Below are 25,854 nucleotides of genomic sequence, written 5' to 3'. Positions count from 1 at the left end.
CGCTGCCCCGTGGTGGGTGGCGCGTCAGGCGCGGGTCCCGATGCTGCGGGCGAGTGCGGCCAGGTGTTCCGCTTGCTCGGGGCGGAGCGCTTTCACGTGGGCGATCTGCCGTCGGGGGGTGCAGCCCCGGGAGAGCTTCACCCGGTCCGAGCCGGTGGAGTAGTGGATCTGCTCCAGCCCCTCCGCGAGGGCGATGCGCAGCAGCTCGTAGTAGACCAGGCCGAAGTAGACCGGCAGCTTGCCCTGGGCCTCGTAGTCGAATCCGGCCTGGCGTGCGTACATCTGCCCGCCGTGGGTGAACGTGAGGACGAAGCCCGTGAGCCGGCCGTCGAGGTGGGCGGTGACGGCCCGGGCCGACTGCCCCGCGTGGCGGGCGATGCTGTGCAGCACCGCGGTGAACGCGTCCGCGTTCGCCGCCGTGCTGTGCTTCGCGTAGAGCGCCAGCTCCAGGGGGGCCAGCTGCTCGATCAGCTCCGCGGTGAGCGGTTGGGTGCGGTAGGAGACGCCCGCTTCCGCCAGGGCGCGGATCTCCCGCTTCAGCTTCACCCGGCGCCGCTGTTCGAACCGGGCCAGGTACGTGTCGAAGGAGCCGTCCTCCGGAACCTCCAGCGAGTAGGCGGTCTGGCCGGGCAGGGCGACGTACGCCCGGTCCGCCAGGACCCGGCGCAGCAGGGCGTCGTCCTCGTCGACGTACAGGAAGGACACCGCGCGCAGGTCCGCCTCCCCGGCCGCCCGCTCGGCGGCCCCGGCCAGGGCGTCGAGTGTGCGGTACTGCCGCTCCTCGGTGAGCCCGGCGCGCACGCCCGTCTTGGTGTGCGAGGGGTTGCGGCCGCCACAGGCCAGCGCGGGCATCAGTCCGGCCGCCCAGGAGGCCGCTTCGCCGGTGGTCTCCCGGTGGATGCCGTCGATCACCCGGCCGGGGCTGCAGAAGACGTACGGAGTGGTCTCCTCCAGCGGGTAGGCGGGCAGCACTCCGGCCGGGCCGTCCTCGTCGGTCACGGTGAAGTAGTACGGGGCCGTGGCGGCGGTCGCCTCGCAGTGCCGCAGCCACGGGGTCGCGGAGTAGAAGCCGCGCGGGCCGAGCAACCCGTCCCACTCGGCCGGGGCGATCGCGTCGGTTGCGCCGGTCGTGACGCCGGACAGGCTCCGGGCGGTGTTGACGCGTGCCGCCGTTGACCGGTTCGCCCCGGGCCGGCCCGCTCCGGGCGCCGCGCTCACCTCCGGCCCTCCTTCGCGTGGTCCGCGGCCGCGTCCGCCCCGGGCTCCGCCGTCCAGGTCTCCGGGGCGATCTCCGGCGTGAGCTGGCCCAGGGCTGCCTCCGCCCGGCGGACCGCGTCGCCCGTGGTGTCGCCCGCCGCGACGACGTATCCGAGCAAGTCCAGGTTGCTCTCCGCAGGGCGCACCCGGTCGCCCGGGTGCGCTTCGAGGTCGACTTCGACCACGCCGGGTACGCGCCGGGCCAGTTCGGTCCCGCCGATCGCGGTCAGCGTGCCGGACGTACGGGCGGCCAGATAGCGGGAGGCTGCGGCCCGGTCGCGGGTGACCGTGAGGTCGCAGGGCAGCCCGGCGTGCAGGCGGACCACCTCACGCTGGAGGTAGACGCCGGTCGCCTCGCGGACCAGCGCGGTGATCTCCGCGCCGGGCATCCGGCCGTTGACCTCCACGACGCGCGGGCCGTCCGCGGTGACCTTCACCTCGACATGCGCGGCCCCGAAGTCGTGGCCCACCGCCTCCAGCGCCCGGCGGGCCAGGTCCGTGCACTCCTCGCGCACCGCCGCCGAGAGCATCGAGGGGAAGGTGTCGCCCATCTCCACGAAGTACGGGTGGGGGCCCAGCGCCTTGTCGGTGACGCCGAGAAAGCGGCGTTCGCCGTCCACGAGGACGGACTCGACGCTCACCTCGAACCCGAGCAGATACTCCTCCACGAGCGCGCCGGGCCGCCGCGGCTGGCCCCGGAAGTCGGTGGGGGAGGAGGCGATCTCGCGGTAGGCGGCCAGGACCTCGTCCGGGGTGCGGCACAGGGTCACCCCGATGCTGGCCGACTCGGTCATCGGCTTCACCACGCACGGGTAGCCGAGACGGCCGGCGGCGGCGAGCGCGTCCTTCTCGTCGACGGCCTGGTGGTATCCGGCCGCTGCCACGCCCGCCGCCTCGCAGGCCTGCCGCATCAGCAGCTTGTCCCGGCAGGCCCGGGCCGCCTTCGGGGACAGTCCCGGCAGCCCGAAGCGGGCGGCGACCTCCGCCACGATGGGCAGGTTGTAGTCGGTGACGGTCATGACGCCCCGCAGCCGCCCCTGGTCCCGGAACGGCTTGAGGGCCGCGGCGACCGCGTCCGCGTCGTTGGTGTCGGCCACGACGATCTCGTCGATGTGCCGGGCGAAGACCTCATCGGCGATCCCCACTACGCGGTAGCGGTCCGGGTCGTTGCTCACCAGGACGGTGCGGAAGCCCAGTTCGTGCGCCGCGCGCAGCGGGGTCAGGCCGAAGTTCGACAACTGGCTCTCGACGACGGCGAGTACGCCGGGTTCTGTGCTCATCGGTGGGATTCTCCCTGAGTGGACGTCGGCTGCGGGGTGTCCTCCAGCCGACGGGTTGCGGTGATGCTTCGTGCGATCGGTCGGCGGGCCGCCGCGCTGACCAGCAGAGCGGCGAAGGTGAAGGCGGCGGGCAGCGCCAGGGCCGCGGCGGGCCCCAGCCGGTCGGCGGTCACCCCGGCCGTGGCGGAGCCGACCGCACCGCCGACCGCGATGAAGCTGCCGACGCCCGCGAAGGCCTGGGTCGCCCGGCTCCGTACGGTCATCTCCCCGATGAGCTGGAACTCCTCCGCCCCCGCCGGGGCGATGGGCAGTCCGCTGACCACCAGCAGGCACGCCAGCAGCGCCAGCGCCCAGGCGGCGGACAGCCCGGCGCCATGGGCCGCCGGGACCAGGGGCAGCGTCGCCAGCGCCACGGCCAACACGACCAGCAGCCGCATATAGCGGCGGTAGACCGTGCCCCCGAAGGTGCGTGCCCCGTAGACCAGACCGCCGACGACGCTGCCCGCGGACTGGAGGGCGACCAGCGACCCGGCGAGTTCCGGCGCTGACCCCTGCCGCTGAAGGGTCGCGGTGACCGCCACCACGAGGGCGCTGGACAGGGCGGCCGTCAGAGCGATGGCCACCAGGACCGCGAGCGACGCGAACCTGGTGGGCCCGGGGCGCGCCCGCCCGGTGAGCTCCGCCTCCGACCGTCCCGTCTCCGGGTGCTTCACGCGGGCGTCGTACCGGGACGGCCGACGAGTCCGTACGGCCTTGGCGCGCCCGTACCCGAGCCCTCCGGCGCCCAGCAGCACGGCCGTGCACAGCAGGGCACCGGTGGCGCCGGTCACCGCGCCGACCACGGTGACGGCCGACGGACCGATGATGAACAGCAGTTCGCTGAGGGTTGCCTCGAAGGAGTACGCCCGCTGCCGCAGCGCCGCGTCCTCGGTGAGGGTGGTCCACAGCGCCCGCATCGACGCCCCGACAGGGGCGGTGACCAGACCGGCCGCGCAGGCGGCGGCGAGCAGCGCCCCCGTCGGCGCGGACCCGGCCGACAGCGCGACCGCCGCCAGGAGCAGCCCGGCGGCCGGGCCGGTGACCAGCAGGACGGGACCGGGCCCGGCCCGGTCCATCAGCCGGCCGAGGGGCGGTCCGCCGACAGCGACCCCGACGGCGTACGCCGCTCCCGCGGTGCCGCCGACGGCCAGGGAGTGTCCGGCCCCGACCAGCGTCAGCAGCAGCGCCAGCGGGACCATGGTCCCGGCCAGGCGCGCGAGCGCGGCGGGCACCGCCGCCGCGCCCGCGCCCGGCACCCGCAGGAGCTCCGCGTACGCCTTGATCATCACGGCACCCGGGGGGCGGGGGCCGGGCCGGTGGGGCCGGGGCTCGCGGCGGTCCCGGCCGCCTGTTCCGGGTCGGCCAGGCGGAAGACGTCCGCACCCGTCTCGGCCCGCCACACCAGCGTCTCGCGCTCGCCGTCGACGGCGACCACGGCGGCCCGGGTCCGGATGAAGTTGTTGCTGCGCCCCAGGGAGTACGCCCCCGTGTCGTGCAGGCACAGCAGGTCTCCGGGCCCGATGTCGTGCGGCAGTTCCAGGGCGGTGGCGTGGACGTCGTTCTCGTAGCAGAGCGGGCCCGCCACGGACCAGGTGCTCGGCCGGCCGGAGAACTCCCGGCCGATCGGGACCAGCCGGTGGACCTCCCCGCTGCCCGCCCACGGTGCGACGTTGTTGCCGCCGTCCAGGATCAGCCAGCGCGCCTCGGGCAGTTCCTTGCGCGTCATCACCCGAGTGACCAGGGACATCGAGTCGGAGACCAGCCAGCGGCCCGGCTCGCAGGCCAACGCCACGCCCGACAGGCCGCGTTCCTCCATCGCCTTGTCCAACTCCGTCACGAGCAGGGCGACATCGAGGAACGGCTCCGGTTCGTCCGGCACCGGAGTGCCGCCGACCTGCTGGTTCCACAGGGCCGTCAGCGGTCCGGTACGAGGCCGGCGGATGCCCGGAACCCCGAAGCCGCCGCCGATGTTGACCTCGCGCAGCCCGAACCGCCGGTGCAGGGCCGCCGCCTCGTCGAGGACGCGCTCCAGCGCCCGGACCATCAGGTCCTGGTGGACGATCTGGCTGCTCAGGTGGGCGTGGACAGCGGTCAGCGCCAGGTGCGGGGACTCGGCGACGCTGTCGACGAGCCGGGCGAGCTGGGGCGATCCGGCGGGCCAGCCGAACCGGTTGCGGGCGGCCGCCCGCTCGGCCTGGGCCCGGTAGGAGGGGTCCGAGGACGTGGAGACCGGCACCCCGGGGGAGATCCGCAGTCCCACCTCCACGGTCCGGCCCGCCGAGGCCGCGATCCGTTCCAGGGCGGCGATCTCCTGTTCGCCGTCGATGTTGACCCGGACGCCGTGCCGCACGGCGGCGGCGAGCTCGTCCTCGGTCTTCACCGGGCCGTTGAACACGCACCGCTCCGGGTCGAACCCCGCGGCCAGCGCGGCGTCCATCTCGTATCCGGAGACCACGTCGGCACCCATGCCGTGTTCCGCCAGCCGCCGCAGCAGATAGGGCAGGTAGTTGGTCTTCACGGAGTAGTACGTGCGCGTGGGCCGTCCGACCCGGTCCAGTACGTCCAGCAGATACCCGGCCGCGCGGTCCAGCCGGGCGGTGTCCAGGACATGGACCGGGGAGCCGTGGCGCCGGGCGATGCCGGCGAGCCGCTCGTAGTCCCAGGGGAGGGCGTCGTTGCTCATACGGCCACCTCTTCCGCCGCGGTGGACGGGGCCTGGGCTGCGTACGGGGAGACCCCGGTGAGCAGGCGGAAGCCCGCGTCGATCCGGTCGCGCCCGAGCAGATCGGCGTGGCGCCGGTGCCACGCGCCGGAGGCGAGGTCGCCCCGCAGCCGCTCGACACCCCGCTCCACGGCCTGCTCGTCCGTCAGAGCGAAGGCGGAGCACGCCCGGCGGGTCGAGGCGTCGAGATAGGCCTCGGGCCGCTTCCAGAAGGCGGTCATGAACCCGTCCGTGAAGTCGTGCCAGACCGGGAGTTCGGTGACCTCGCACGGCCCGAGCAGCGTGGTGAGGCGGTCCAGCGACGGCACCCGGGAGCGCTCGGCGCGGGCGATCTCGGGGATGTAGTCACGGGTCAACCAGAAGTCGGCCTGGACATCCATGTCGTAGGTGACGACGGCGAAACGCGAGGCGACCCGCTGGAGCTCCGCCAGCCCCGCCTCCAGGTCCGACCAGTGATGGACCGTCAGTACGGCCATGACGGCGTCGAAGCTCTGGTCGTCGAACGGGAGGCGCTCCGCGCTGCCGATCACGCACGGCGCGAAGCCCGGCCTGCGCTGGGCCCGCATCTTTTGCGACGGCTCCACCGCGACGACGGGCACATCGGCCGGCTCGTACGCTCCGGAGCCCGCACCGACGTTGAGGACCGTACGGGGGTCTCCCAGCGCTTCCCGGATCAGCCGGGCCCACCGGGGATCGGGGCGGCGTACGGAGGAGTACCCGACGCCGATCCGGTCATAGACGGGGGCGGCGGAGGCGGCGGATGAGGCGGCGGCGGTGGAGGTCGCCGGGTCGGCCGGGGAGGTGAGGGTCGGTTTCGGCACGGGGATCACCGCTCGTTGCTCGCGCGGACCTCGGCCTCGTACTCCTCCCCGTACCGGCGCTCCTCCCAGGTGTTCACCGCCACGAGCCAGACGTCCCGGTGGCCGCCCTCGTCGGTGAGGTGCTCGATGTCGGTGACGTGGTGGAACATTGCGCGGTCGTCGAAGGCGATCGCCTGGCCGTCCTCCAGGGTTGTCCGGAAGAAGGGTTCGCCGCCGCCCAGCGGCATGAGCTGGGTCTCGCCGCCGGATATGTTGTGGCGGCGGGTGACGGCGACGATGCCGTAGCGGTGCCCGTCCCGGTGCGGGCCCTCGGGCGCGGCGACGCCCTCGATATCGGGGGTGGAGACGACCCGGCACTGATGGATGTTGAGCTGCCAGTCGGTCCCCTTGTCCAGCTCCAACGCCTCGGCTCCAGCTGCGATGAGCGAGGTGGGGTCGACTGTCAGCGGTTCCAGGGTGCGCAGTTGGCCGCCGACGAGGTCGTTGTACTGGCGCGGCTGCGCGAAGTGACGGTGCGGCAGCAGCTCCAGCCGCCACTGCCCGTCGTGGACGAGGCGGAACTGCGAGAACCTGCGGTACCTCTGGGTGGAGCCCGTGTACGGATCGAGCGGCAGCTTCTCGAACTCGGCCAGGGCCTGTTCGTCCAGCTGCGGTGTGTCGATGACGGTGAAGCCCTGGTTGTTCAAAGCCATACGAACTCCCTTTTCCTCTAGCCCTGTTGTGCTTGGAGGCACTGGGCCCGTGAAAACGATCTTCAAGAGCCTAGGCAGGGCTTTTCGACCGCTTCAAGGGCGCTGCCGTCGAGTTGCGGGAGCGGACTTTCGACGTCCTGTCCCCTTGACAGCCCGCGCGTTCGTCGCGGTGTTCTGGGTACCGGATCGCCAACTCCACCCTGTGCGTGCCGCCGGCCGCCGGCCGCCGTGGCGTGGACGGGCTGGCAGGAGGGCTGCGGCCGCCCGAGTGGTTGGGGCGAGGGCGCACGGCCGCCGGACGGGCCGGCCCCCGGCCTGTGGCGGGAATGGCCGCTCCGCCGGCTGCTCGCCCGGAAGCGGACGATGGCCCGGATGCCGGTGCGGACGACGGCCACACGTTCCTCCGAGCGGGTGAGGTTCGGGCCCGTGTCCGTCGTGTCGTCGTCCCCTCGCGCAGGAGGGCGCTTTCAGTGGGTGGAAGGAATCGGTGTGATCAACTGCAAATGCCACCACACACGCACTATCCGGTCCATTCCGGTACGGGGTGGTCCGGGCCGGCCCCGGAGGTACCAGCCATGTCCCACGTCGGCGTCCCGCGCGGGACGGTCCGAAAGCGCCGATCGCTTCGCCATCGTCGATCGCTCGCGCTCCTCACGACGGGGGTGCTCACGATCCCGGTACTGGCGGGATGCAGCTCCGGCACCGAGGAGACCTCCCGGGCGGTGCCCCAGGACATCGCGCCCGCCGCCCGCGACGCGGTCGCCGACGGCTCCACGGTGAACTGGGCGGTCGACGCGCTGCCCGCCACCTTCAACGCCTTCCAGGCGGACGCCGACAGTGCCACCACCCGGATCACCGGCGCCCTGCTCCCCACCCTCTTCCCGATGGACCCCTCCGGGCAGCCGAAGCTCAACCCGGACTATCTGGAGTCCGCGAAGATCATCGAGCGCGAGCCGAAGCAGGTGGTCCTCTACAAGCTCAACCAGCAGGCGGTGTGGAGCGACGGACGGGAGATCGGGGCTCCCGACTTCGTCGCCCAGTGGCGGGCGCTCAGCGGCAAGGACTCCGCGTTCTGGACCGCCCGCAACGCCGGGTACGAGCGGGTCGAGAAGATCGAGCGCGGCGCGGACGACCTCCAGGTGCGGGTGACCTTCTCCAAGCCGTACGCCGACTGGCGCTCGCTGTTCTCCCCGCTCTATCCGAAGGAGATCACCGGCTCGCCGGACGCCTTCAACGACGGGGCGCGCACGACGCTGAAGAACACCGCCGGGCCCTTCGTCCTGCGCAGTGTCAGCAAGTCCAAGGGCACCGTCACCCTGGCCCGCAACCCGCGCTGGTGGGGCGACAGGGCCAAGCTGGACACCCTTGTCTTCCACGCCGTCGCCACCAAGGACCGTACGAAGGCCCTCGCCGACGGCACGGTGCACGTCGCCGACATCGACGCGGCCACCGCCGACCGCATCACCCTCGCCCTCCGCGACCGGGGGAACAACGGGCAGCCGCTCACCCACGGCCCCGGCTCCGAGATCACACCCGCCGCGGCTCTGCGCTCCTGGGCCCTGGCGTACGGCTCCGACGAGGAGCAGGCGGAGATCGCCCAGGCGGCCCGGGAGAAGAACCGCAAGGCCGTCGCCGTGTACGGGGCCCAGCAGAAGGCCCTGCGCGACTTCGCCGTCCGCAAGTCCCTGGAGCCCGCCTACACCCAGCTCGCGCTGAACGGCGAGTCCGGGCCGCTCGCCGACGACCGGGTCCGGCGCGCGGTGGCCCGCGCCCTGGACCGCGAGGAGCTCGCCCGGACGGTGCTGGGGCCCCTGGGCCTTCCGGCGAAGCCGCTCGGCAGCCACCTCGCCCTCGCCGGGCAGCCCGGCTACAAGGACGGCAGCGGTGCGCTGGGCGACCAGGACACCAAGGAGGCCCAGGCTCTGCTGGCGGACGCCGGCTGGACCCGGGGCGGCGCGCTCGACAAGCCCAAGGACACCAAGGCGGGCAGCGAGGCGGAGAAGAAGGACGACGACGCGGCGAAGGAGAAGGACAAGAAGGAGAAGGAGGAGGACAAGAAGGAGACGGGCGCCGACGCCGAGGGTTCCGAGGCGGCCGAGAAGAAGAAGGCCGACGAGAAGAAGGCTGAGAAGGAAGAGGAGGCCGAGGAGAAGGCGGCCGCGAAGAAGAAGGCCGACCAGGACTCCGAGGACACCGCCGCCTCCCGCGACGAGGGCCTCTACATCGTCGGCGACGACAGCAAGCCCGGCGCCCAGGCCCCCGCGCAGCCCCCGGCCTCCGCCACCGGCGCCTCCGCCGTCCACGTCCTCGCCCCCGCCCGGACGGCCGCCGTCCAGAGCACCGCCCTGCTCCGCCAGGCCGGAGCCCTCGGTTCGGACGGTGCCGTCGCCGCCCAGGACAAGCAGCCCGGCGTCGCCGGAGCGTATGCCCCCGTGGGTACCGCGGCCCCGGCCGCCCCCGCCGCTGCCAAGGGGCAGCTCGGCAAGGACGGCAAGACGCTGACCCTGCGCTTCGTGCTCCCCTCCGGGCCCGGCTCCCAGTCGCTGCGCAGCGTCGGCGACAAGATCGCGGCGATGCTGCAGAAGATCGGGATCGGCACGGAGATCACCAAGGTCTCCGACGAGAGCTACTTCAAGGACCACATCGCCTCCGGCGACTTCGACCTGGCGCTCTACTCCTGGCCCGCCACCGCCTACCCGGCCACCGACGGACGCCCGATCTACGCGAAGCCGGAGCCCGCCACCGACGGATCGCTCCTCGTCGAGCAGAACTACACGCGCGTCGGCACCGACCACATCGACCAGCTCTTCGACCAGGCCGTCGCCGAGCTGGACGAGAAGGCAGCGCGGGAGCTGATGAAGCAGGCGGACGCCCGGATCTGGGCCGCGGCCGGATCGATTCCGCTCTTCCAGCGCCCGCAGCTCGTCGCGGTCGACAAAAAGCTCGCGAACGTCGGCGCCTTCGGGTTCGCCGCCCCCCGGTACCAGGACATCGGGTTCAAGAACCGGCAAGCGGCAGGTTCCCCCGCAGACCGCAAGAAGTAGCGGGGAAGCACCCCGCCCCTCCGCCGCCAAGCTCAGATGCACCTCAAAACCCTTGCCCGCCGGTTTGCCCGGCGGGCAAGGTGGTTCCTGCCCTGACCCGGGCCGCTCATCGCATCACCACTCCTCACCCCCAACGCTCCGCCAGAGCTCCACCACAGCTCCCCCCCCACCGGCCCTCCCACGGGCCCGGCAGCACCTTGACATCGGCTGACCGCAGCACCCAAGGGCCCTCCTCCGCCCTTGACACCGGCTGAATATCGCCTGAATCACACGGGAAGACCGCCTCTGCGGATCGGCCCGGGAAGCCCGGTGGGCGCAAGGCCCGTACCATGGGACGAGCCGTGGCGTGCCGCCCGGCGGGCGTACGAGGACTCGAAGACCGACTGAGACGCCTGATCCCACGATCCGAGAGAAGCGCAAGCCACCCATGCCCACGCGCCACGACATCCGTAACGTAGCCATCGTCGCCCACGTCGACCACGGCAAGACCACGCTGGTCGACGCCATGCTCAAGCAGGCCGGCTCCTTCGCCGCGCACGCTGCCGAGTCGCTCGACGACCGCATGATGGACTCGAACGACCTGGAGCGTGAGAAGGGCATCACGATCCTCGCCAAGAACACGGCGGTGAAGTACCACCCCAAGGACGGCGGGGACCCGATCACGATCAACATCATCGACACCCCCGGCCACGCCGACTTCGGCGGCGAGGTCGAGCGCGGTCTGTCGATGGTGGACGCGGTCGTGCTGCTCGTCGACGCCTCCGAGGGCCCGCTGCCCCAGACCCGCTTCGTGCTGCGCAAGGCGCTGGCCGCGAGGATGCCGGTCATCCTGTGCATCAACAAGACGGACCGCCCCGACTCCCGGATCGCCGAGGTCGTCGACGAGACGTACGACCTGTTCCTGGACCTGGACGCGGACGAGGACCAGATCGAGTTCCCGATCGTCTACGCCTGCGCCCGTGACGGCGTCGCCTCGCTGACCAAGCCCGAGGACGGCACCGTCCCGCAGGACAGCGAGAACCTGGAGCCCTTCTTCTCCACGATCCTGTCGCACGTCCCGGCCCCGGAGTACGACGAGGAAGCGCCGCTCCAGGCCCACGTCACCAACCTGGACGCGGACAACTTCCTCGGCCGTATCGCGCTGTGCCGCGTCGAGCAGGGCGAGCTGCGCAAGGGCCAGACCGTCACCTGGATCAAGCGCGACGGGACCATGTCCAGTGTCCGCATCACCGAGCTGATGATGACGGAGGCGCTCACCCGCAAGCCGGCCGAGGTGGCGGGCCCGGGTGACATCTGCGCCATCGCGGGTATCCCGGACATCATGATCGGCGAGACCCTGGCCGACCCCGAGAACCCGATCGCGCTGCCGCTGATCACGGTCGACGAGCCCGCCATCTCGATGACCATCGGCACCAACACCTCGCCGCTCGTCGGCAAGGGCGGCAAGGGCCACAAGGTCACCGCCCGCCAGGTGAAGGACCGCCTGGACCGCGAGCTGATCGGCAACGTCTCGCTCCGCGTCCTGGACACCGAGCGCCCCGACGCCTGGGAGGTCCAGGGCCGCGGGGAGCTCGCGCTCGCCATCCTGGTCGAGCAGATGCGCCGCGAGGGCTTCGAGCTGACCGTCGGCAAGCCCGAGGTCGTCACCAAGCAGATCGACGGCAAGACCTACGAGCCGATCGAGCGCATGACGATCGACTCCCCCGAGGAGCACCTCGGCGCCATCACCCAGCTCATGGCGACCCGCAAGGGCCGTATGGAGACCATGACGAACCACGGTTCGGGCTGGGTCCGCATGGAGTGGATCGTGCCCTCCCGCGGCCTCATCGGCTTCCGTACGGAGTTCCTGACCCAGACCCGCGGCACCGGCATCGCGCACTCGATCTTCGAGGGCCACGAGCCGTGGTTCGGTGACCTGCGCACGCGTCACAACGGCTCGCTGGTGGCCGACCGAGCGGGCTCCGTCACGCCGTTCGCGATGGTCAACCTCCAGGAGCGCGGTGTCATCTTCACCGAGGCCGGCACCGAGGTCTACGAGGGCATGATCATCGGCGAGAACTCCCGCGCCGACGACATGGACGTGAACATCACCAAGGAGAAGAAGCTCACCAACATGCGTGCGGCCTCCGCGGACACCACGGAGAACGTGGTCCCGGCCCGCAAGCTGTCGCTGGAGCAGTCCCTGGAGTTCTGCCGCGAGGACGAGTGCATCGAGGTGACCCCGGAGACCGTGCGTATCCGCAAGGTCGTCCTGGACCAGAGGGAGCGCAGCCGCGCCGCCTCGCGTGCCAAGAACGGCTGAGCCCGCGCCGAGCGCTGCCGAGCCGTCGCCAGGTACGGCTGAGTCCGCGCCGAGCACGGCTGAGCGGGCGCCTGCTTCCTGAGCCCCTCCAGGGGCTCGGGACGGCCGGAGGCACACGCTCCGTATGCGAAGGCCCGTCCGGTCGCGATTCATCCGGTCGGACGGACCGTCAGCACAGGCATTGACAGAAGGCCCGGCCCCCCACAGACACTGTGGGGGGCCGGGCCTTCGTCAATAGTTTTTCCTGACCGTGGTGTCCGGATATCGGGGGTCGCTCTCCGGAACATGTGTTAACAGTCCGTTTCGGGCGTGTCTGTCTGGGATCGCTTTGTCCGGATTTCGGGCACACGGGGGGGTCTGATGTTGTCAAACCGAGACCCTTTAAGTGTGGTTTACAGCCCGGTCGTACTCAATAGTTGGCTCCATTGAGCTCGGGTCAATGGGTCACGCACTGTGGGGAGTGCCGACTCACGAGCACACTCGGGGCACTGAACGATCACCGTCAGGGGTGTCGGTGAATCTCTCCAGTGCCCTTCTTGTAGTCAAAAAGTGGACTCATGAGGAGGAAACCCATGCGCGGTGCCAAGAGCGCCAAGTGGGTCGCGGGAGCGGCAATCATCGCCCTGGCCGCGACGGCCTGTGGCGGCGGTAGTGGTGACGGTGACAAGAAGAACACGTCGGGTCAGCCCGCCGGTTACGTCTCGATCGACGTCGGTGAGCCCCAGAAGCTGCTGATGCCGGCCGACACCAACGAGAGCAACGGCTCCTACGTCATCCAGTCGCTGTTCACCCAGCTGCTGGACTTCGACTCCAAGGGCGAGATCGTTCTCACGAACGCCGAGTCCGTGGAGACCGAGGACTCCAAGACGTGGACCGTCAAGCTCAAGAAGGGCTGGAAGTTCCACAACGGCGAGGACGTCACCGCGCAGTCCTACATCGACGCGTGGAACTGGTACGCCAACGTCAAGAACAAGCAGCAGAACGCGTTCTGGTTCTCCGACATCAAGGGCTACGCGGACGTCCACCCGGAGAAGGGTGAGCCGAAGTCCGACAAGATGTCGGGTCTGACGGCCGTGGACGACACCACCTTCACCATCGAGCTGACGGAGAAGGTCCCGTACTTCAACTACAAGCTCGGCTACTCGACGTTCGCGCCGCTGCCGAAGGTGTTCTACGACGACCCGAAGGCGTTCGGCCTCAAGCCGATCGGTAACGGTCCCTACACCTTCGAGAAGTGGGACCGCAAGAAGCTGATCCAGGTCAAGGCCTGGGACCAGTACCAGGGCCCGAACAAGGCTGCCAACAAGGGCATCCAGTTCAAGAACTACACGACCGTCGAGGCCGCTTACGCGGACGTCGTCTCGGGCAACCTGGACATCATCCGCCAGGTCGGTCCGCGTGACCTGCCCAAGTACAAGTCGGACCTCGGCGACGGCGCCATCGAGCAGCCGTACGCCGCGATCCAGACGCTGGTCCCGGCGTTCTACACGGACACCTTCAAGGACATCGACCCCAAGGTCCTCCAGGGTCTGTCCATGGCGATCGACCGTGACACGATCACCAAGACCGTCCTGAACAGCACCCGTACGCCCGCGACGAGCTTCACGCCGCCGCAGGTCAAGGGCAACCAGCAGCTGGAGTCGGACTTCCTGAAGTTCGACCCGGTCAAGGCCAAGGCCCTCATCAAGGAGGGTGGCGGTGTCCCGGGGAACAAGTTCTCCATCCAGTACAACGCCGACGGCGGGCACAAGGAGTGGGTGACCGCGGTCTGCGAGTCCATCCGCAACTCCACCGGGGTCGACTGCGTCGGCGACGCCAAGCCGGACTTCCCGACCGACCTTGAGGCTCGTGACAACGACCAGGTCAAGGGCATGTACCGCGGTGGCTGGGTCGCCGACTACCCGGTCAACGTGAACTTCATCAAGGAGCTCTACCACTCCAAGGCGGAGTCCAACAACGGTCGCTTCTCCGACAAGGAGATCGACGAGCTGATGGCCAAGGGCGACAAGGCCGACTCGCTGGAAGAGTCCGTCGCCGCCTACCAGGAGGTCGAGAAGGCGCTCGTCGAGAAGATGCCGGCGATCCCGCTCTGGTACTACCGCATCAACGGCGGCCACGGAAAGAACGTCGACAACGTCAAGGTCGACTTCCACGGTGACCTCGAACTGACCGGCGTCACCACCAAGTAACACGCCTGCGGGTCATTTCCCCACCTGGCCGTCATCCGGTCGCGTCGGTCATCGGCGTGACTGGAGGCGGGGGGGCCGCCTCTGCCAAGAGGCGGCCCCCCCGCCGCAGTTATCCCCACACGGAGGCACCCATGGGGCGCTATGTCGCACGACGACTGCTCCAGATGATCCCGGTCTTCATCGGGTCGACCCTGCTGGTCTTCCTGATGATGTACGCACTGCCCGGCGACCCCGTCAGAGCACTTGCCGGTGAACAGCACGTAGACCCCGCCCAGATCGCGCAGATCAAGGCGGACCTCGGTCTCGACCAGCCGATCTGGCTGCAGTATCTGAACTACCTGGGCAACCTGTTCCAGGGGGACTTCGGCACACAGATCGGGACGCAGCGCCCGGTGGCCGAAGTCATCGCCGACGCCTACCCGATCACCGTCAGACTCGCGATCTTCGCGTTCGTCTTCACGGTCGTCGCCGGGATCTCGCTCGGCATCATCGCGGGTCTGAAGGCCGAGTCCCTCCGGGACCGCGGTCTGCTCGGCCTGACGCTGGTGCTGATCTCCATGCCCTCCTTCGTCCTGGGCTTCCTCGTTCAGCACCTCTTCGCGTTCCAGCTCGGTATCGCCAAGCCCAACGTGAGCATCGAACCGACCAACGGCGAGCTGATCATGCCGGCCGTCGTGCTGGCGTCGCTGTCGCTCGCCTACGTGGCCCGCCTCACGCGTACCTCGGTCGCCGAGAACCTGCGCGCGGACTACATGCGCACGGCCGTCGCCAAGGGCCTGCCGCGCCGCCGCGTCATCGGCGTCCACCTGATGCGCAACTCGCTGATCCCGGTCGTCACCTTCCTCGGCACCGACATCGGCGCCCTGATGGGCGGCGCGATCGTCACCGAGGGCATCTTCAACATCAAGGGTGTCGGAAATCTCGTGTTCGAGGCCCTGGGGAAGCGCGAGGGCGCCACGGTGGTCGGCATCGTGACGCTGCTCGTCATCGTCTACCTCGTTTGCAGCCTGCTCGTCGACCTGCTCTACGCGGTCCTGGACCCGAGGATCCGGTATGCCTGACACCACCGCACTCAAGAAGAGCACCGACGTCCCGGCCGCCGCCGGTCAGACGCCCGCCGCGACGGATGCCGGGCCCGCGCCCGGCAAGCCCCGCAGCCTCTGGTCCGACGCCTGGCACGACCTTCGCCGGAACCCGCTGTTCCTCGTCTCGATGGTGCTGATCGTGCTGCTCGCCGTGATGGCGGCCTTCCCGAGCCTGTTCACCAGCGCCTCGCCGCGCGACGCGGACCTGGCCAAGCACTATCTCCAGCACCCGAACTGGGGCAACTTCTTCGCCCCGGACTGGCTCGGCTACGACGGCCAGGGGCGCTCGATCTACGCGCGTGTCGTGTACGGGGCCCGTGCCTCCATCACCGTCGGCGTCGTCGTGACCCTCGCGGTCACCATCACCGGCCTCATCATCGGCATGATCGCCGGTTACTTCGGCGGCTGGATCGACACGATCCTCTCGCGCGTCACCGACGTCTTCTTCGGTGTCCCCTTCATCGTCGGCGCCATGGTCATCCTGACCACCTTCGAGGAGCGCTCGGTCTGGGTCGTGATCCTGTCGATGGCCTTCCTCGGCTGGACCTCGATCGCCCGTGTCGCCCGCGGCTCGGTCATCACGATCAAGCAGGCCGACTACGTCGTCGCCGCCAAGGCGCTCGGCGCCTCCACCACCCGGATTCTGACGCGGCACATCCTGCCGAACGCCATCGCTCCGGTGATCGTGGTCGCCACCATCGCGCTCGGCGGTTACATCGCCGCCGAGGCCACCCTGTCGTTCCTCGGTATCGGCCTCGCCGAGCCGACGGTCTCGTGGGGCATCGATGTGTCCGCTGCGAAGGACCAGCTCCGCAACGCTCCGTACGTTCTCGTCATCCCCTCGGTGATGGTCTCGATCACGGTGCTGTCCTTCCTGATGTTCGGCGATGCGGTCCGCAACGCCCTCGACCCCAAGATGCGCTGAGGGAGGCGTTCGTGACCACCATCGACAAGACGGCTCACGTCCCCGCACCGCGGGAGTCCGTGAGTGGCGACGGTCCACTGCTCGACGTCCGTGACCTGCATGTGGAGTTCCACACCCGTGACGGTGTGGCCAAGGCGGTCAACGGTGTGAACTACACCGTCAGCGCCGGCGAGACCCTCGCGGTGCTGGGTGAGTCCGGCTCCGGCAAGTCCGTGACCGCGCAGACCATCATGGGCATCCTCGACATGCCGCCCGGGAAGATCACGCAGGGCGAGATCCTCTTCCGCGGCCAGGACATGCTGAAGATGTCCAACGAGGAGCGCCGGAAGATCCGCGGCCGCAAGATCGCGATGATCTTCCAGGACGCGCTGTCCTCGCTGAACCCGGTCCTCAGCGTCGGCTACCAGCTGGGCGAGATGTTCCGGGTGCACCAGGGCCTGTCCCGCAAGGAGGCCAAGGCCAGGTCCATCGAGCTGATGGACCAGGTCAAGATCCCGGCGGCGGCGGCCCGTATCTCGGACTACCCGCACCAGTTCTCCGGCGGTATGCGCCAGCGCATCATGATCGCCATGGCGCTGGCCCTGGAGCCGGACCTGATCATCGCGGACGAGCCGACCACCGCGCTCGACGTGACGGTGCAGGCCCAGGTCATGGACCTGCTGGCCGAGCTCCAGCGCGAGTACAACATGGGCCTGATCCTGATCACCCACGACCTCGGCGTGGTCGCCGACGTCGCGGACAAGATCGCCGTGATGTACGCGGGCCGGATCGTGGAGACGGCCCCGGTGGGCGAGCTGTACAGCCGCCCGGCGCACCCGTACACCCGTGGTCTGCTGGACTCGATCCCGCGCCTGGACCAGAAGGGCCAGGAGCTCTACGCCATCAAGGGTCTGCCGCCCAACCTCACGCGCATCCCCGCCGGTTGTGCCTTCAGTCCGCGTTGCCCCAAGGCGCAGGACATCTGCCGTACGGACGTCCCGCCGCTCGCTCCGGTGACCGAGCAGGACGGCCTTGAGCTGGTCGGCCGCGGCAGCGCGTGCCACTTCTGGAAGGAGACGATCCATGGCTGAGCTCAAGAAGGAGCCCGTGGACGCCACCCCGAACGTCTCCGACGTGGAGACCGCGGACGCCGCGACCGAGGCGGAGGCCGTAGCCGCCATCGACGCGCCCGTAGGCCAGGGCGAGCCGATTCTCCAGGTGCGCAACCTGGTCAAGCACTTCCCGCTGACCCAGGGCATTCTCTTCAAGAAGCAGATCGGCGCGGTCAAGGCCGTCGACGGGATCTCCTTCGACCTGTACGCCGGTGAGACCCTGGGCATCGTCGGGGAGTCCGGCTGTGGCAAGTCCACGGTCGCCAAGCTCCTGATGACGCTGGAGCGGGCCACCGCCGGTGAGGTCTTCTACAAGGGCCAGGACATCACCAAGCTGTCCGGCCGGGCGCTGAAGGCCGTGCGCCGCAACATCCAGATGGTGTTCCAGGACCCGTACACCTCGCTGAACCCGCGGATGACGGTCGGCGACATCATCGGGGAGACCTTCGAGATCCACCCCGAGGTGGCCCCGAAGGGCGACCGGCGCCGCCGCGTCCAGGAGCTCCTGGACGTCGTGGGTCTGAACCCGGAGTACATCAACCGGTACCCGCACCAGTTCTCCGGCGGTCAGCGCCAGCGCATCGGCATCGCCCGGGGCCTCGCGCTCAACCCGGAGATCATCATCTGCGACGAGCCGGTCTCCGCGCTCGACGTGTCGGTGCAGGCGCAGGTCATCAACCTGATGGGGAAGCTCCAGGACGAGTTCAACCTGTCCTACGTCTTCATCGCGCACGACCTCTCCATCGTCCGGCACATCTCCGACCGCGTCGGCGTGATGTACCTGGGCAAGATGGCCGAGATCGGTACGGACACCCAGATCTACGACCACCCGACGCACCCCTACACCCAGGCGCTGCTGTCGGCGGTCCCGGTGCCGGACCCGGCGGCCCGCGAGGGACGCGAGCGGATCATCCTGACCGGTGACGTTCCGTCCCCGGCGAACCCGCCGTCCGGCTGCCGCTTCCGTACCCGGTGCTGGAAGGCCGAGGAGCGCTGCGCGACGGAGGAGCCGCTGCTGGCGATCCCCGAGCGCTTCGTGTCGGGGTCCACCCCGGCGGCGCACGAGTCGGCGTGCCACTTCGCCGAGGAGAAGGACGTCGTGCACGCGGCGTAACCTCTTGCGGTAGCTCGACGAACGATGCCCGGTCCCCGGTGGGGGCCGGGCATCGTCCTGTCCGCGCGCCCCCGTGCCCGTACGGGGTAAGCCCACATGCGATGAGTGGCGTTATGAGGTGATATGAGGCATTGAGCTACTCGATGACTCTAGGAGGCACTCCATGCGCGGAGCCACACACGTCAGGTGGGCCGCATGTGCGGTGGCCGTCGCCCTGGCCGCGACAGCCTGTGGTGGCGGTGACGACAACGGCGGCGGCAGCGGCGCCGACGGGATCGTCAGCTCCTCCTGGGGCGACCCGCAGAACCCGCTGGAACCGGCCAACACCAACGAGGTGCAGGGCGGCAAGGTCCTCGACATGGTCTTCCGCGGGCTGATCCGCTACGACCCGAGGACCGGCGAGGCCCAGAACATGATCGCCGAGTCCATCGACACGACGGACTCCCAGACCTTCACGATCAAGCTGAAGGACGGCTGGACGTTCTCCAACGGCGAGAAGGTCACCGCCAACTCCTTCGTCGACGCCTGGAACTACGGCGCCGCGCTGAAGAACAACCAGAAGAACGCCTACTTCTTCCAGTACATCGAGGGCTACGACGCGGTCCACCCGGAGTCCGGCACCGCCTCCGCCGAGACCATGTCCGGACTGAAGGTCGTCGACGACCTGACCTTCACCGCCAAGCTCACCCAGAAGTTCTCCCTGTGGCCCGACACCCTCGGCTACTCCGCCTTCGTCCCGCTGCCCAAGGCGTTCTACGACGACCACGACGCCTGGCTCTCCAAGCCCATCGGCAACGGCCCGTACACCATCGAGTCCTACGCCAAGGGCTCCTCGATGAACCTGCGCCGCTGGGACGACTACCCGGGCGACGACAAGGCGAAGAACGGCGGCGTCGACCTCAAGGTCTTCACCGACAACAACACCGCCTACACCTCGCTGACCTCCGGCAACCTCGACCTCGTCGACGACGTGCCCGCCTCCCAGCTCCGGAACGTCGAGCAGGACCTGGGCGACCGGTACATCAACACCCCCGCCGGCATCATCCAGACCCTGTCCTTCCCGTTCTACGACGACGAATGGAACACCGACGACGCCCGCAAGGTCCGCCAGGGCCTCTCGATGGCGATCAACCGGCAGCAGATCACCGACCAGATCTTCCAGAAGACCCGCACCCCGGCCTCCGACTGGACCTCCCCGGTCCTCGGCGAGGAGGGCGGCTACAAGGAAGGCCTCTGCGGCAAGGAGTGCACGTACGACAAGGACGAGGCCAAGAGGCTGATCGACGAGGGCGGCGGCATCCCCGGCGGCCAGCTGAAGATCTCGTACAACGCGGACACCGGCTCCCACAAGGAGTGGGTCGACGCCGTCTGCAACAGCATCAACAACGTCATGGGCAACAACCAGGCCTGCGTCGGCGGCCCGGTCGGCACCTTCGCCGACTTCCGCAACCAGGTCTCCACCCAGAAGATGACCGGGCCCTGGCGCGCGGGCTGGCAGATGGACTACCCGCTCATCCAGAACTTCCTCCAGCCGCTCTACTACACCAACGCCCCCTCCAACGACGGCAAGTGGACCAACGAGGAGTTCGACGACCTGGTCGACCAGGCCAACGCCGAGAGCGACAAGGCGGCGGCCGTCACCACCTTCCAGGAGGCGGAGCAGGTGCTCGTCGAGCAGATGCCCTCCATCCCGCTCTGGTACCAGAACGGCAGCGCCGGCTACTCGGACCGGATCGACAACGTCGCGCTGAACCCCTTCAGCGTCCCGGTCTACGAAGAGATCACCGTCAAGTGACCTGCTGAGACCGGACGGCCGGGACGCCCGACGCGCGTCCCGGCCGTCCGCGCACCCCTCCGCCGAGCCCGCCCCGACCCCCGGAGCCCCTCATGGGACGTTATGTGATCCGGCGGCTGCTGCAGATGATCCCCGTCTTCTTCGGCACCACGCTGCTGATCTTCCTCATGGTGAACGTGATGGGTGACCCCATCGCGGGTCTCTGCGGCGACCGCCAGTGCGATCCGGCCACCGCCGCCCAGCTGCGTGCCGAGTTCGGCCTCGACAAGCCGGTCTGGCAGCAATACCTGACGTACATGGGCAACGTCTTCACCGGAGACTTCGGCACCGCGTTCAACGGGCAGGAGGTCACCGAGCTGATGGCCACGGCCTTCCCCATCACGATCCGGCTCACCATCGTCGCGATCGCCTTCGAGATCGTCATCGGCATCAGCCTCGGCGTCGTCACCGGCCTGCGGCGCGGCCGTCCCGTCGACACCACCGTCCTCATCCTCACGCTGGTCGTCATCGCCGTCCCGACCTTCGTCACCGGCCTGCTGCTCCAGCTCCTCCTCGGCGTCAAGTGGGGCATCATCAAGCCCTCGGTCTCCCCGGACCCCACCATCGACGAACTGCTCGTCCCCGGCCTCGTCCTCGCCTCGGTCTCGCTCGCCTACGTCACCCGGCTCACCCGGACCTCGATCGCCGAGAACGCCCGCGCCGACTACGTACGCACCGCCGTCGCCAAGGGGCTGCCCCGCCGCCGGGTCGTCGTGCGGCACCTGCTGCGCAACTCGCTGATCCCCGTCGTCACCTTCATCGGTACGGACGTGGGAGCCCTGATGGGCGGGGCCATCGTCACCGAGCGGATCTTCAACATCCACGGGGTCGGTTACCAGCTCTACCAGGGGATCCTGCGCCAGAACTCCCAGACCGTCGTCGGGTTCGTCACGATCCTCGTCCTCGTCTTCCTGGCCGCCAACCTGATCGTCGACCTCCTGTACGCCGTACTCGACCCGAGGATCCGCTATGCCTGAGCCGCAGTCATCGGACGGAGCGATCTCCCCGGCGGGAGCCGGCGGCGCGATGGACCTCGCCCTGGAGGAGGGCGCCAGCCTGGAGAAGACCCCGGGCGGACCCGAGGGCACGGGCCCGGCCGGAAAGCCCCGCAGCCTGTGGTCCGACGCCTGGCGCGACCTGCGGCGCAACCCGGTCTTCATCATCTCCGCGCTGGTCATCCTCTTCCTGGTGATCATCTCGATCTGGCCCTCGCTCATCGCGAGCGGCGACCCCCTCCAGGCCGATCTGGACGACGCCCAGAAGGGCTCGGAGCCCGGCCACCCCTTCGGCTTCGACCCGCAGGGCCGCGACGTCTACACCCGCGTCGTCTACGGCACCCGGACCTCGGTCACCGTCGGCGTCTGCGCCACCCTCGGCGTCGCGATCCTCGGCAGCGTGCTGGGCGGGCTCGCGGGCTTCTTCGGCGGCTGGTGGGACTCGGTCCTCTCCCGCCTCACCGACGTCTTCTTCGGCATCCCCGTCGTCCTCGGCGGCCTGGTCTTCCTCTCCGTCGTCACCAGCTCCACCGTCTGGCCCGTCGTCGGCTTCATCGTCCTGCTCGGCTGGCCCCAGATCGCCCGCATCGCCCGCGGCTCGGTGATCACCGCCAAGCAGAACGACTACGTCCAGGCGGCCCGCGCGCTCGGCGCCTCCAACTCCCGGATGCTGCTGCGCCACATCACCCCGAACGCCATCGCCCCCGTCATCGTCGTGGCGACCATCGCGCTCGGCACCTACATCTCCCTGGAGGCGACCCTGTCCTTCCTCGGCGTCGGCCTGAAGGACCCGGCGGTCTCGTGGGGCATCGACATCTCCGCAGCCGCCAACTACGTCCGCAACGCCCCGCACATGCTGCTCTGGCCCGCCGGAGCACTCGCGGTGACCGTGCTCGCGTTCATCATGCTCGGCGACGCGGTGCGCGACGCCCTCGACCCCAAGCTGCGCTGAGGAGCCGGTTGCCATGTTGCTCGAAGTGCGCGATCTGCACGTGGAGTTCCACACCCGCGACGGGATCGCCAAGGCCGTCAACGGGGTCAACTACTCGGTGGCCGAGGGCGAGACACTCGCCGTCCTCGGCGAGTCCGGCTCCGGCAAGTCCGTCACCGCGCAGGCGATCATGGGCATCCTCGACATGCCCCCCGGGAAGATCGCGGGCGGCGAGATCCTCTTCAAGGACCAGGACCTGCTGAAGCTCAAGCCGGAGGAGCGGCGCAAGATCCGGGGCCGGGAGATGGCCATGATCTTCCAGGACGCCCTGTCGTCCCTCAACCCGGTCCTCACCGTCGGCCAGCAGCTCGGCGAGATGTTCGTCGTCCACCGCGGGATGTCCCGCAAGGACGCGAAGGCCAAGTCGGTCGAGCTGATGGACCGGGTCCGCATCCCGGCCGCCAAGGAACGGGTCGGCAACTACCCGCACCAGTTCTCCGGCGGGATGCGCCAGCGCATCATGATCGCCATGGCGATGGCCCTCGAACCGTCCCTGATCATCGCGGACGAGCCCACCACCGCCCTCGACGTCACCGTCCAGGCCCAGGTCATGGACCTGCTCGCCGAGCTCCAGCGCGAGCTGAACATGGGCCTCATCCTCATCACCCACGACCTCGGTGTGGTCGCCGACGTCGCCGACAAGATCGCGGTGATGTACGCGGGCCGGATCGTGGAGACCGCCCCCGTCCACGAGATCTACAAGGCGCCCGCCCACCCGTACACCAAGGGCCTCCTGCGGTCGATCCCGCGCCTGGACCAGAAGGGCCAGGAGCTCTACGCGATCAAGGGCCTGCCGCCGAACCTGCTCCGCATCCCGCCGGGCTGCGCGTTCAACCCCCGCTGCCCGATGGCCCAGGACGTGTGCCGCACCGATGTGCCACCCCTCTACGAGGTGGACGAACAGCGCAGGAGCGCCTGCCACTTCTGGAAGGAGACGCTCGATGCACGCTGACGGCGACCGGAACGAGGGGAGCGGGGGCGGTGCGGCGGGCTCCACCCTGCTGTCCGAGGCGGGGGAGGGCGGCAAGCCGTACGCCGACGGCGACCCGATCCTCGAAGTGCGCGGCCTGGCCAAGCACTACCCGCTCACCCAGGGCATCCTCTTCAAGCGGCAGATCGGCGCGGTCCGGGCCGTCGACGGCGTCGACTTCGACCTCCACGCGGGCGAGACGCTGGGCATCGTGGGGGAGTCCGGCTGCGGCAAGTCGACCGTCGCCAAGATGCTCGTCCATCTGGAACGCCCCACCGCGGGCGCGATCCGCTACAAGGGCGAGGACGTCTCACGGCTCTCCGGCCGGGCGCTGAAGGCCGTGCGCCGCAACATCCAGATGGTGTTCCAGGACCCGTACACCTCGCTGAACCCGCGCATGACGGTCGGCGACATCATCGGGGAGCCGTACGAGATCCACCCCGAGGTCGCCCCCAAGGGCAGCCGCCGCCAGAAGGTCCAGGACCTGCTGGACGTCGTCGGGCTCAACCCGGAGTACATCAACCGCTATCCGCACCAGTTCTCCGGCGGCCAGCGCCAGCGCATCGGCATCGCCCGGGGACTCGCCCTCAACCCGGAGATCATCGTCGCCGACGAACCGGTCTCCGCGCTCGACGTCTCCGTACAGGCCCAGGTCGTCAACCTGCTGGACCGGCTCCAGGCCGAATTCAGCCTGAGCTTCATCTTCATCGCGCACGACCTCTCCATCGTCCGGCACATCTCCGACCGGGTCGGCGTGATGTACCTCGGCCGGATCGTGGAGATCGGCACGGACGCGGAGATCTACGACCACCCCACCCACCCGTACACGCAGGCGCTGCTCTCCGCCGTGCCCGTACCGGACCCGGAGGCCCGCGCCCACCGGGAGCGGATCATCCTGCACGGCGATGTCCCCTCGCCCGCCAACATCCCCTCCGGCTGCCGCTTCCGCACCCGGTGCTGGAAGGCGCGGGAGCGGTGCGAACTGGAGGTGCCGCTGCTGGCGGTCCCGGCGGAGTTCCGGTTCTCCGACACCCCTGCCCGGCACGACTCGGCCTGCCACTTCGCGGAGGAGAAGCATGTGGTGCCGCAGGAGGGGGAGTTGGAGATCCCGGGGCGGCGACCGGTCGAGGACGTGCCCGAGCCGGGGGACGACGGGTCCCAGCCGGGGCCCACGAAGGACGAAGCACCGTAAAACGGCATCAGATTCGTTAACAAGCAGGCAACTCGCCCGTCGCCACACCGATATACGAACACTCCATTCTGTACAGCGTACGGCCGTGCGGGTGCCGTGAACCGGCCGGAGCGTCGTCCTGTCGCCCCGGCCGGTTTCCCGTCGCCCCCGTCGCTTTGTTGATTCATCGTCACCTTGTTCATTCGTTCGGGGCGGTGGAGTATCGCCGGGTGACACTTACACGGGGAGCAAGAACCACCGGCGCCGTTCTGTGCGCGGTGCTGGCACTGATGGCCCTGGCCTGGATCGTGCGGGACGTGCGGGCCGCCGACGGGCCCGTGGCCGTGTGGGAGTACTGGTCGGGCACCGCCGACCTGCGGACAGGCCTGCGGCCCGCCACCACGTCGACCACCTTCGTCCTGCTGGTGGCCTACATCGCGGCCGCCGTGGCGGCGCTGCGTTCCACCGCCGGCGCTTCGGTCCTGGTCGTCACGGGCATCGTCACCTTCGCGCTGCGGCTGCCCGGTGTCTGGACGGTCGGCGAGGCCCCGGCCCCGGAGGACCTGCGCGACCGGGCCCTGCTCACCACGTACGCGGCGCTCGCCGCCTCGATCGGCCTGATCGTCGCCGGGGCCGCCGGCCGCCGCCCCGCACCCGAGGGCGGAGTGCGTCCCCCGGGTCCCGGTCGCCGGGCGGGGGTGGCCGCTTTCCTGCTCCTCGGTTTCCAGGCCGTGGTCTTCGCCGGCTGGGAGATCCGGCAGCCGTTCGTCTATCCGTCCAACCTCTACCCCGCGTGGTTCATCGGCGGGAGGCCCCTGCACACTCCGCTGACCGAGGGGCCGCCCGGGTGGGTCAACGCGGTGCTCATCCTGATGTTCCTGGTGGCGGCCGTCGGCGCGGTCGCGGGAGCGGTCAACGCGCGACCGCTCGGCCTGATCGCGGGCGGGTTCGTGCTCTGCTCCGGCGTGCTGGGCGTGGCGCGCGCGATCCACTTCGACATGTTCGACGGGTTCGCCGACATGGAGATCGAGGGGCAGCTGAACCTGCTGAGCTTCGTCACCTCGCTCCTCGCCGGCGTCGCCGTGATCATCGTCCTCGCCCGCAAGGGTGTCGAGCGGTCTCCCGGCGGAGCCACGGGCCCGTGGGGCGGCCCGAACTCCTGGGGCGGCGGCTGGGGCCCGCCGGGGCCCCGGGGCGCTCAGGCCCCCGGCGGGCCGGGCGCGCAGGGCTATCCGCCCGCCCCCGGGCACCCGCCCGTCTCCGGACCCCCGCAGGGCGGTGGCTTCGGGCCCCCGCCCTCCTCGCCGCCCCGCTGGTGAGCCGGTGAGGGAG

General features: G+C 69.8%; 19 protein-coding genes. 13 read left to right on the top strand and 6 right to left on the bottom strand.

All coding sequences use genetic code 11. The annotated features are described in order from the left end of the window. Positions 1-24: 24 nt before the first annotated feature. From ACZ5WC_RS03930 to ACZ5WC_RS03905, 6 genes are read right to left on the bottom strand one after another with little or no spacing between them, the layout of a single operon-like run. On the bottom strand, positions 25-1,218 hold the full coding sequence (locus ACZ5WC_RS03930; RefSeq protein WP_468539330.1) for a GNAT family N-acetyltransferase: 1,194 nt from the start codon (positions 1,216-1,218) through the stop codon (positions 25-27). After that, complete coding sequence (locus ACZ5WC_RS03925; RefSeq protein ID WP_468539329.1) at positions 1,215-2,537, bottom strand: ATP-grasp domain-containing protein; 1,323 nt, start codon at positions 2,535-2,537, stop codon at positions 1,215-1,217. The genes ACZ5WC_RS03930 and ACZ5WC_RS03925 overlap by 4 nt, the downstream gene beginning before the upstream one ends. Next, positions 2,534-3,862 carry an MFS transporter gene (locus tag ACZ5WC_RS03920; protein WP_468539328.1) on the bottom strand — a complete coding sequence of 443 codons (1,329 nt, stop codon included), beginning with the start codon at positions 3,860-3,862 and terminating at the stop codon, positions 2,534-2,536. Before ACZ5WC_RS03920 ends, ACZ5WC_RS03925 begins: the two co-directional genes overlap by 4 nt. Then, on the bottom strand, positions 3,862-5,259 hold the full coding sequence (locus tag ACZ5WC_RS03915; protein ID WP_468539327.1) for a diaminopimelate decarboxylase family protein: 1,398 nt from the start codon (positions 5,257-5,259) through the stop codon (positions 3,862-3,864). Before ACZ5WC_RS03915 ends, ACZ5WC_RS03920 begins: the two co-directional genes overlap by 1 nt. Continuing rightward, a complete protein-coding gene (locus tag ACZ5WC_RS03910) occupies positions 5,256-6,119 on the bottom strand; it encodes a class I SAM-dependent methyltransferase (protein WP_468539326.1) in 864 nt (287 codons plus the stop codon). The genes ACZ5WC_RS03915 and ACZ5WC_RS03910 overlap by 4 nt, the downstream gene beginning before the upstream one ends. Positions 6,120-6,124: 5 nt before the next feature. Further along, positions 6,125-6,811, bottom strand: coding sequence for a 2OG-Fe dioxygenase family protein (locus ACZ5WC_RS03905; protein WP_468539325.1), 687 nt, complete (start codon positions 6,809-6,811; stop codon positions 6,125-6,127). Between the two features lie 575 nt (positions 6,812-7,386). On the opposite strand from ACZ5WC_RS03905, the gene ACZ5WC_RS03900 reads away from it, so the two are divergent. The 13 genes from ACZ5WC_RS03900 (at position 7,387) to ACZ5WC_RS03840 (ending at position 25,841) form a co-directional block, all read left to right on the top strand. Then, positions 7,387-9,855 (top strand): ABC transporter family substrate-binding protein, encoded by a 2,469-nt coding sequence (locus ACZ5WC_RS03900; protein WP_468539324.1) that lies wholly within the window; start codon positions 7,387-7,389, stop codon positions 9,853-9,855. A 427-nt stretch (positions 9,856-10,282) separates the two neighbouring features. After that, positions 10,283-12,157, top strand: coding sequence for a translational GTPase TypA (gene typA / locus ACZ5WC_RS03895; RefSeq protein WP_468539323.1), 1,875 nt, complete (start codon positions 10,283-10,285; stop codon positions 12,155-12,157). 572 nt (positions 12,158-12,729) lie between these two features. Beyond that, positions 12,730-14,346: a peptide ABC transporter substrate-binding protein gene (locus ACZ5WC_RS03890; RefSeq protein ID WP_468539322.1), complete on the top strand. Its 1,617-nt coding sequence runs from the start codon at positions 12,730-12,732 to the stop codon at positions 14,344-14,346. Between the two features lie 131 nt (positions 14,347-14,477). Further along, entirely contained in the window at positions 14,478-15,407 is a 930-nt protein-coding gene (locus tag ACZ5WC_RS03885) for an ABC transporter permease (protein ID WP_468539321.1), read from the top strand. Continuing rightward, positions 15,400-16,356 (top strand): ABC transporter permease, encoded by a 957-nt coding sequence (locus ACZ5WC_RS03880; RefSeq protein ID WP_468539320.1) that lies wholly within the window; start codon positions 15,400-15,402, stop codon positions 16,354-16,356. The genes ACZ5WC_RS03885 and ACZ5WC_RS03880 overlap by 8 nt, the downstream gene beginning before the upstream one ends. 11 nt (positions 16,357-16,367) lie before the next feature. Beyond that, entirely contained in the window at positions 16,368-17,426 is a 1,059-nt protein-coding gene (locus tag ACZ5WC_RS03875) for an ABC transporter ATP-binding protein (RefSeq protein ID WP_468539319.1), read from the top strand. Next, entirely contained in the window at positions 17,419-18,561 is a 1,143-nt protein-coding gene (locus ACZ5WC_RS03870; RefSeq protein WP_468539318.1) for an ABC transporter ATP-binding protein, read from the top strand. The genes ACZ5WC_RS03875 and ACZ5WC_RS03870 overlap by 8 nt, the downstream gene beginning before the upstream one ends. Before the next feature lie 163 nt (positions 18,562-18,724). Then, complete coding sequence (locus tag ACZ5WC_RS03865; protein WP_468539317.1) at positions 18,725-20,356, top strand: peptide ABC transporter substrate-binding protein; 1,632 nt, start codon at positions 18,725-18,727, stop codon at positions 20,354-20,356. A gap of 92 nt (positions 20,357-20,448) precedes the next feature. Beyond that, positions 20,449-21,372, top strand: coding sequence for an ABC transporter permease (locus ACZ5WC_RS03860; protein ID WP_468539316.1), 924 nt, complete (start codon positions 20,449-20,451; stop codon positions 21,370-21,372). Next, positions 21,365-22,342 carry an ABC transporter permease gene (locus tag ACZ5WC_RS03855; RefSeq protein WP_468539315.1) on the top strand — a complete coding sequence of 326 codons (978 nt, stop codon included), beginning with the start codon at positions 21,365-21,367 and terminating at the stop codon, positions 22,340-22,342. The genes ACZ5WC_RS03860 and ACZ5WC_RS03855 overlap by 8 nt, the downstream gene beginning before the upstream one ends. 13 nt (positions 22,343-22,355) lie before the next feature. Further along, positions 22,356-23,333: an ABC transporter ATP-binding protein gene (locus ACZ5WC_RS03850; protein ID WP_468539314.1), complete on the top strand. Its 978-nt coding sequence runs from the start codon at positions 22,356-22,358 to the stop codon at positions 23,331-23,333. Then, the gene (locus tag ACZ5WC_RS03845) at positions 23,323-24,543 is read left to right on the top strand and encodes an ABC transporter ATP-binding protein (RefSeq protein WP_468539313.1); all 1,221 of its coding nucleotides are present in this window, start codon (positions 23,323-23,325) and stop codon (positions 24,541-24,543) included. Before ACZ5WC_RS03850 ends, ACZ5WC_RS03845 begins: the two co-directional genes overlap by 11 nt. A gap of 209 nt (positions 24,544-24,752) precedes the next feature. Then, positions 24,753-25,841, top strand: a complete 1,089-nt coding sequence (locus ACZ5WC_RS03840) for a hypothetical protein (RefSeq protein WP_468539312.1) — start codon at positions 24,753-24,755, stop codon at positions 25,839-25,841. Positions 25,842-25,854: the final 13 nt, after the last annotated feature.

The organism is Streptomyces sp. NPDC033165 (genome assembly GCF_055577965.1).
This window is presented reverse-complemented; position numbering and strand designations above follow the sequence as displayed.